This is a genomic window from Fodinicola feengrottensis (genome assembly GCF_039530045.1).
Lineage (GTDB): Bacteria > Actinomycetota > Actinomycetes > Mycobacteriales > HKI-0501 > Fodinicola > Fodinicola feengrottensis.
Window position 1 is genome coordinate 109,252 of sequence record NZ_BAAANY010000037.1, and the last position, 6,366, is coordinate 115,617.

General features: G+C 67.3%; 9 protein-coding genes. 6 read left to right on the forward strand and 3 right to left on the reverse strand.

Annotated features, from left to right (window positions below):
• Positions 1 to 9: 9 nt before the first annotated feature.
• The 6 genes from ABD301_RS35535 (at position 10) to ABD301_RS35560 (ending at position 5,020) form a co-directional block, all read left to right on the forward strand.
• Positions 10 to 354, forward strand: coding sequence for a histidine triad nucleotide-binding protein (locus tag ABD301_RS35535; protein WP_163573602.1), 345 nt, complete (start codon positions 10 to 12; stop codon positions 352 to 354).
• The gene (locus ABD301_RS35540; RefSeq protein WP_344314555.1) at positions 351 to 1,697 is read left to right on the forward strand and encodes a serine hydrolase domain-containing protein; all 1,347 of its coding nucleotides are present in this window, start codon (positions 351 to 353) and stop codon (positions 1,695 to 1,697) included. Before ABD301_RS35535 ends, ABD301_RS35540 begins: the two co-directional genes overlap by 4 nt.
• A gap of 109 nt (positions 1,698 to 1,806) precedes the next feature.
• Entirely contained in the window at positions 1,807 to 2,892 is a 1,086-nt protein-coding gene (locus ABD301_RS35545; RefSeq protein WP_425552012.1) for a PhoH family protein, read from the forward strand.
• Positions 2,893 to 2,902: 10 nt separating this feature from the next.
• Positions 2,903 to 3,376 (forward strand): rRNA maturation RNase YbeY, encoded by a 474-nt coding sequence (ybeY, locus tag ABD301_RS35550; RefSeq protein WP_344314556.1) that lies wholly within the window; start codon positions 2,903 to 2,905, stop codon positions 3,374 to 3,376.
• Between the two features lies 1 nt (position 3,377).
• Positions 3,378 to 4,679, forward strand: coding sequence for a hemolysin family protein (locus ABD301_RS35555; protein WP_344314557.1), 1,302 nt, complete (start codon positions 3,378 to 3,380; stop codon positions 4,677 to 4,679).
• An 11-nt stretch (positions 4,680 to 4,690) separates the two neighbouring features.
• Positions 4,691 to 5,020 (forward strand): cytidine deaminase, encoded by a 330-nt coding sequence (locus ABD301_RS35560; protein ID WP_344314558.1) that lies wholly within the window; start codon positions 4,691 to 4,693, stop codon positions 5,018 to 5,020.
• 36 nt (positions 5,021 to 5,056) lie between these two features.
• Here the strand turns inward: ABD301_RS35560 and ABD301_RS35565 are convergent, their stop codons facing one another.
• From ABD301_RS35565 to ABD301_RS35575, 3 genes are all read right to left on the reverse strand, one after another.
• Positions 5,057 to 5,461 carry a PIN domain-containing protein gene (locus ABD301_RS35565; protein WP_344314559.1) on the reverse strand — a complete coding sequence of 135 codons (405 nt, stop codon included), beginning with the start codon at positions 5,459 to 5,461 and terminating at the stop codon, positions 5,057 to 5,059.
• Positions 5,458 to 5,805: a type II toxin-antitoxin system Phd/YefM family antitoxin gene (locus ABD301_RS35570; protein ID WP_344314560.1), complete on the reverse strand. Its 348-nt coding sequence runs from the start codon at positions 5,803 to 5,805 to the stop codon at positions 5,458 to 5,460. The genes ABD301_RS35565 and ABD301_RS35570 overlap by 4 nt, the downstream gene beginning before the upstream one ends.
• 56 nt (positions 5,806 to 5,861) lie before the next feature.
• On the reverse strand, positions 5,862 to 6,366 hold a 505-nt coding region (locus ABD301_RS35575; protein ID WP_486320506.1), incomplete at its 5' end, for an HNH endonuclease signature motif containing protein.

A 6,366-nucleotide genomic window follows, 5' to 3' on the forward strand; every position in this document is an offset into this window, starting at 1 on the left:
ATCTTCGGCATGTCAGAAGACTGCTTGTTCTGCCGAATCGTGGCCGGGGAAATCCCGGCCACGGTCGTGCGTGACGAAGCGCGGACGCTGGCGTTTCGGGATGTCAACCCGCAGGCGCCAACGCACGTTCTCGTCATCCCCAAGCGGCATCTCCCGAATGCCGCCGCGGTGCTGGCCGACGATCCCACGCTGCTCGCGGACCTATTCGCGGGTGCGGTCGAGGTCGCCGCGTCCGAAGGCCTCGGCGATGGCTATCGGTTGGTCTTCAACACCGGGGAAAGCGCTGGCCAGACGGTCTTCCATGCCCACTTGCACCTGCTCGGCGGCCGCGGATTCCAGTGGCCGCCCGGATGACCGACGGGACCCCAGTGACGGAGAAAAGCGACCACCCCAAGGCGGCTACCAGCGCGTACGAGCGCGAGGTGCGGCTGTTGCAGCGGGACCACCGGGTGCCGTCGGTGTCGGCGGCGCTGGCCCGCCAGGACCGCCCGCTCTGGACCCTGGAGGTGGCCGGGCCGGAGCTGGCCAAGGGCACCGACGCGCAGTACCGGATCGGCTCGGTGACCAAGACTTTCACCGCCGTGCTGGTGATGCAGGCCCGCGACGCCGGCCTGCTCGACCTGGACGACACGGTCGCCCAGCACCTGGACGTGCCGCGCCATGGCGACCTGACTATCCGGCGGCTGCTGTCACACAGCTCAGGCCTCGCCCGCGAGCCGTACGGCGACGTGTGGGACACCCTGGACGTACCGGACAGCGGCAAGCTGCTCGCCGACCTGACGCACATCGAGTCGGTGCTGCCGACTTCGCGCCGTTTCCACTACTCCAACCTCGGCTTCGCGATCCTCGGCCACCTGGTGGCCCGGCTCGCCGGCAGCACTTGGGAGGAACTGGTCGTCGACCGGTTGATCCGCCCGCTCGGCCTGACCCGTACGACGGTGACCCAGCAGGGCCCGGTTGCGCAGGGCTACCTCGTCGACGCCTTCAGCGAGCGCGTACGACCCGAGACCGGCCTGGATTTCGGCGGTGTTGGGCCGGCGGCGCAGCTGTGGAGCACGGCCGCGGACATGGCCACCTGGGCCGCGTTCCTGGCCAAACCGGACGAGAAAGTGCTGGCCGGGTCCACTGTGGACGAGATGGTGCACCCGCTGATGGTGACCGACGAGATGGACTGGAAACTCGCCCTCGGTCTCGGCCTGATGGTCGTCCCGCGCGGCGACCGGGTCGTACACGTCGGCCACACCGGTGGGATGCCGGGCTTCATCGCCGGCGTCTTCTGCGACCGGGCGTCCGGCGTCGGCGCGGCGGTCCTCGGGGCGTCCGGTACGGCCGGGCAGATCGCCGCGGTACCGCACAAGCTGCTGGAGCTCTCCGCCGAGCTGGACGAGCCGCAGATCCAGCCGTGGGTGCCCGGCGAGGCGCCGCCGGACGAGATCGTCAGCGTGCTCGGACATTGGTGGACCGAGGGCACCCAGTTCACCTTCAGCTGGAAGGACGGCAAGCTGGAAGGGCGGGCCGCCGGCCAGCCCAAGCAGATCCCGCCGGCGATCTTCGAGCGGCTCACCGCCGACCTCTACCGCACGGTCTCGGGCCGCGAGGCCGGTGAGCACCTGCGCCTCACCAGGGGCGACGACGGCAAGGTCGTACGAATGAACTGGGCGACCTACCGGGTCACCCGGGACCAGCAGACTTTCTGAGCCAAATAATGCCGGCGGGCTGTCGGTCGCCAGCGGTAGAATGGGGACTCCACAGCAGACCGGACCCAGAGACAGAAGGCAGGCGAGACCAGGCCCGTTGCGGCAGCCCATGGCCCAGATATCCCAGAAAACTCAGATATCCGAGAAAGCTCAGGCATCCCAGGCGCCCCAGCCCGCGGACGGCACCGAGGCCAAGACCCGGATCGTCGTGCCCGACACTCATCGGATGGTGAGCTTGTTGGGGTCCCGCGACGAGGTCCTCAAGGCGGTCGAGCAGCACGTGAAGGCCGACGTGCACGTCCGTGGCAACGAGATCACGCTGACCGGCGAGCCGGCCGACAACGCGTATGCGGAGCGCCTGATCGGCGAGTTGCTGACCGTCCTTGAGCGCGGCGAGGAGCTCACCCCCGACACCGTGCGGACGGCCGCCGGCATGCTCGACGCTGGTACGAGCGAGCGCCCCGCCGAGGTCCTCACGCTCAGCATCCTGTCCCGGCGTGGTCGTACGATCCGGCCCAAGACGCTCAACCAGAAGCATTACGTCGACGCCATCGACAACCACACGATCGTGTTCGGGATCGGTCCGGCCGGCACCGGCAAGACCTACCTGGCGATGGCCAAGGCCGTCCAAGCGTTGCAGGCCAAGCAGGTCAACCGGATCATCCTGACCCGGCCGGCGGTCGAGGCCGGCGAGCGGCTGGGTTACCTGCCGGGCACCCTGTTCGACAAGATCGACCCGTATTTGCGGCCGCTTTACGACGCCTTGCACGACATGCTGGACCCGGAGACCATCCCGAAACTGATGGCCGCCGGCACCATTGAGGTCGCGCCGCTGGCGTACATGCGTGGTCGCAGCCTGAATGACGCGTTCATCATTCTGGACGAGGCGCAGAACACCACGCCGGAACAGATGAAGATGTTCCTCACCCGGCTGGGGTTCGGCTCCAAGATTGTGGTCACCGGCGACGTGACGCAGGTCGACCTGCCCGGTGGCCAGATGTCCGGCCTGCGGGTGGTCAGGGAGATCCTGGAAAACGTGGAGGACATCCATTTCGCGACGCTGACCAGTGCGGACGTGGTGCGGCACCGGTTGGTGGCCGACATTGTCGACGCGTACGGGCAGTGGGACGCCGATCACGCGACTTCGTCGGCCCCGGCGAGGGTCCGTGGCCAGCGGTCCGGGCGCGGCCGTTAACCTGCCGAACATGTCCATAGAGATCTCCAACGAGTCGGGTCAACAGGTCGACACCCAGGCGGTGCTCGACCTGGCCCGCTATGCGCTGGACGAGATGGGCGTCAACCCGATGGCCGAGCTTTCGGTGCTGATCGTCGACGCCGAGTACATGGCCGAGCTCAACCATCGCTGGATGGACAAGAAGGGCCCGACCGACGTGCTGGCCTTCCCGATGGACGAGCTGGACGTCGATCGCGGACCGGGCGCCGACTCGCCGGGCGCGCAGCCGGCGTTGCTCGGCGACATCGTGCTGTGCCCGCAGGTCGCCGCCGAGCAGGCCAAGGTGGCCGGTCACTCGGCCGCCGACGAGCTGCACCTGTTGACCGTGCACGGGGTGCTGCACCTGCTGGGGTACGACCACGCCGAGCCAGCGGAGGAGCGGGAGATGTTCGCGCTGCAGAACCGGCTGCTGGCGTCCTGGCAGGCGGCTCGCCGGGCCGGCTGAGATGGGTCTTGTCGCGCTGGCCGTCGGCCTGGTCGTCTTCGCCAGCCTGTTCGCGATGATCGACGCGGCGCTGTCCGCGGTGTCGCCGGCGCGGGTCACCGAGATGGAACGTGAGGGCGTACGCGGCGCCCGCCTGGTGTTCGCGCTGGTCGGGGACCGCAAGGAGTTCGCCCGGCATATCAGCATCCTGTTGTTGCTCCGGCTGGCCTGCGAGCTGGGCGCCACCACCGTGGTCGCGATCGCGACGATCCAGGAGTGGGGTGTCGGCTGGCTCGCCGGCCTCGTCACCGCCGGCACCATGACAGTCGTCAGTTTCGTGTTGGTCGGCGTTGGCCCTCGTACGATCGGCCGCCAGCGCCCCTACCCGGTGGCCCTGATCACCGCCCGCCCAGTGCGCTGGCTCGGCCGGGTGCTCGGCCCGCTCAGCCAGCTGCTGATCATGATCGGCAACGCGGTCACCCCCGGCCGCGGCTTTCGTGAAGGCCCGTTCGCGACTCAGGTCGAGCTGCGGGAGCTGGTCGACATCGCCGAGCAACGCGGGGTGGTGGAGCACGAAGAGCGGGACATGATCCACTCGGTCTTCTCGCTCGGCGACACCATCGCCCGCGAGGTGATGGTCCCGCGGACCGAGATTGTCTGGATAGAACGCACCAAAACCATCCGGCAGGCGCTTGCTTTGGCTCTGCGCAGCGGATTCAGCCGGATCCCGGTGCTGGGGGAGAGCGTCGACGACATCGTCGGCGTGGTCTATCTCAAGGACCTCGCCCGGGTCGCGAACAGCGGCGATCCGGTCGACGCGCCACTTTCGGAGTTGATGCGCGATCCGGAGTTCGTACCGGAGTCCAAGCCGGTCGACGACCTGCTGCGGGAAATGCAGGCCCGCCGGATTCACATCGGGATCGTCATCGACGAATACGGCGGCACCGCCGGTCTGATCACCATCGAGGACATTCTTGAGGAGATCGTCGGTGAGATCACCGACGAATATGACGTGGAGTCGCCACCAATCGAGCATCTCGACGACGGGACCATACGGGTCAGCGCCCGGCTTTCGGTGGAAGACCTGGAAGAATTGTTCGACATCTCGCTGCCCGATGACGACGATGTGGAGACCGTCGGCGGACTTTTGGCGCAGGCGTTGGGATTGGTCCCCATCGCCGGCGCGACCGCCGAGATCGCCGGCTTGGAACTGACTGCCGAAAGTTTCGGCGGCCGCCGCAACCGGGTCGACACTGTGCTCGTACGCCAACTCGATCGGACCGCCGATCCGGAAGCCGCCGACGCCCAATCCGCCGATGCTTAGAAGGAGTGCGCGTGCCTGAGCTGGACCCCGAGGACGCGAAGATCGTCACGCTGGCCCGATCGGCCCGGGCCCGCACGGGTGCCGCCGAGGGCGCCGCGGTCCGCGACACCGACGGCCGTACGTACGCGGCCTGCACCGTCGACCTGCCCTCGCTGAAGCTCACCGCCCTCCAGGCCGCCGTCGCCGCCGCCGTGGCGTCGGGCGCGCCGGGCTTGGAGGCCGCCGCGATCGTCACGGACTCAACCGAGTCCGACGATCCCGGCGTGGCCGCGGTCCGCGACCTTGCCCCCAATGCCTCGATCTTCTTCGCCGACCCCACCGGCGCCCCCTACTTGCCGTAGATCTCGATTTCGTCGACGAAGAAGGCATCCGCGAGATCAGCGGCTGACGTCCACCACTTTGACGGCCTTTTCCAGTCCGCTGAAGTCAGCTGGGTTGAGTGTCAACAAGGGCAGCTGAGAGGTCATCGCCACCGATGCGATGAGGAGATCGAATCGGCGTGGACGCGGATTCCGGCCGGTGGCACGGACCAGGGCGCAGAGTGCGCCGTACGCGTGCGCCGCGTCCCGGCTGTAGGGAATGAGATCGAAGGCCGCGTCAGCCCACTGGTATCTGCGCTGGCGGGCAGCGTTGGCGAGGGGATCTTTCGACTGCAGCCCGGAGGCCAGCTCGGCCATCGTGATGGTGCTGATCGACCCGAAATCAGCATGTCGTTTGACCAGCTCAGGCCGGAAATCGATGACAACCGAAGTGTCCAGCAGGGCGTGCTGGTAGCCGCTCACGACTGGTTCGTGTCGCGGGCCGCGTGCTGCCACGGATCATCGTCGAACGAAGCCGATCCAGCGGCATCGTCCAGCACCTCGTCCAGCTCGGCGCGCTCCTGATGCCAGCTCGCCACGTCCCACTCGGGCATGTCGGCCAGCGCCGTCGCGATCTCGCCGATCGGCACGAATCGGCGCTTACGTTGCGGCTGGTGGGGAATCAGGTCAGCGATCGGCACACCGTTGCGAGTCACCACGAACGATTCACCCTGCTCGACGCGAGTCATGATGGACGCGTTGTCGTTCCGCAACTCCCGCTGGCTGATCACGTGGTGTTCTCGACTGACAATGCGGTGCTGTTCCACCGACGTAGCGTAGCACCACTGTGCCCCACCTGAGCTACGCCGCCCACCGTCAGTCCTTAGAACGGTGGTTCGGTTGGCCAGGTGGTTGGTTTTTCGGGTGGGGGCGGCTTGATGCGTGGTTCGTCCTTGTCGTTCAGGTAAATCGACCCGCGGCGTCCGTTTCTGGTCGGTGGCGCGACGTCTTCTCCGGGCGGTGGTGGCTCGGTGACGTAGACGCGTCCGGTGGGGCTCAGGACGGTGTAGGTGCCGTCGGGGTCGAGTCTGACTTTCCAATCCGAATGCGTTTTCAACCGGTGGTGAAAACGGCACAGGCAGAGGAGATTTTCCTTGCAGGTGCACCCGTCCGGAAACGGGATGGAGTGGTCCTTGTCGCAACGCTGGGCAGCACAGCGACACCCAGGCCAACGACACGTCACGTCTCGGGCTTCGATGAATTCCTGCAACGCCATCGACGGTCGATAACGTGCCCGACCGGCTTCCATGAGCTTGGTGGAGCTCGGATCGGTGAGCAGCCGCCGCCAGGTGGAGTCTTTGGCCAGGCGGCGGGCCATGCTGGCCGGG

What these genes read in the sequence shown, in the direction of transcription:
- ABD301_RS35535 (WP_163573602.1), top strand. Translation starts at nt 10, where the DNA reads ATGTCAGAAGACTGCTTGTTCTGCCGAATCGTGGCCGGGGAAATCCCG.
- ABD301_RS35540 (WP_344314555.1), top strand. Translation starts at nt 351, where the DNA reads ATGACCGACGGGACCCCAGTGACGGAGAAAAGCGACCACCCCAAGGCG.
- ABD301_RS35545 (WP_425552012.1), top strand. Translation starts at nt 1,807, where the DNA reads ATGGCCCAGATATCCCAGAAAACTCAGATATCCGAGAAAGCTCAGGCA.
- ybeY (WP_344314556.1), top strand. Translation starts at nt 2,903, where the DNA reads ATGTCCATAGAGATCTCCAACGAGTCGGGTCAACAGGTCGACACCCAG.
- ABD301_RS35555 (WP_344314557.1), top strand. Translation starts at nt 3,378, where the DNA reads ATGGGTCTTGTCGCGCTGGCCGTCGGCCTGGTCGTCTTCGCCAGCCTG.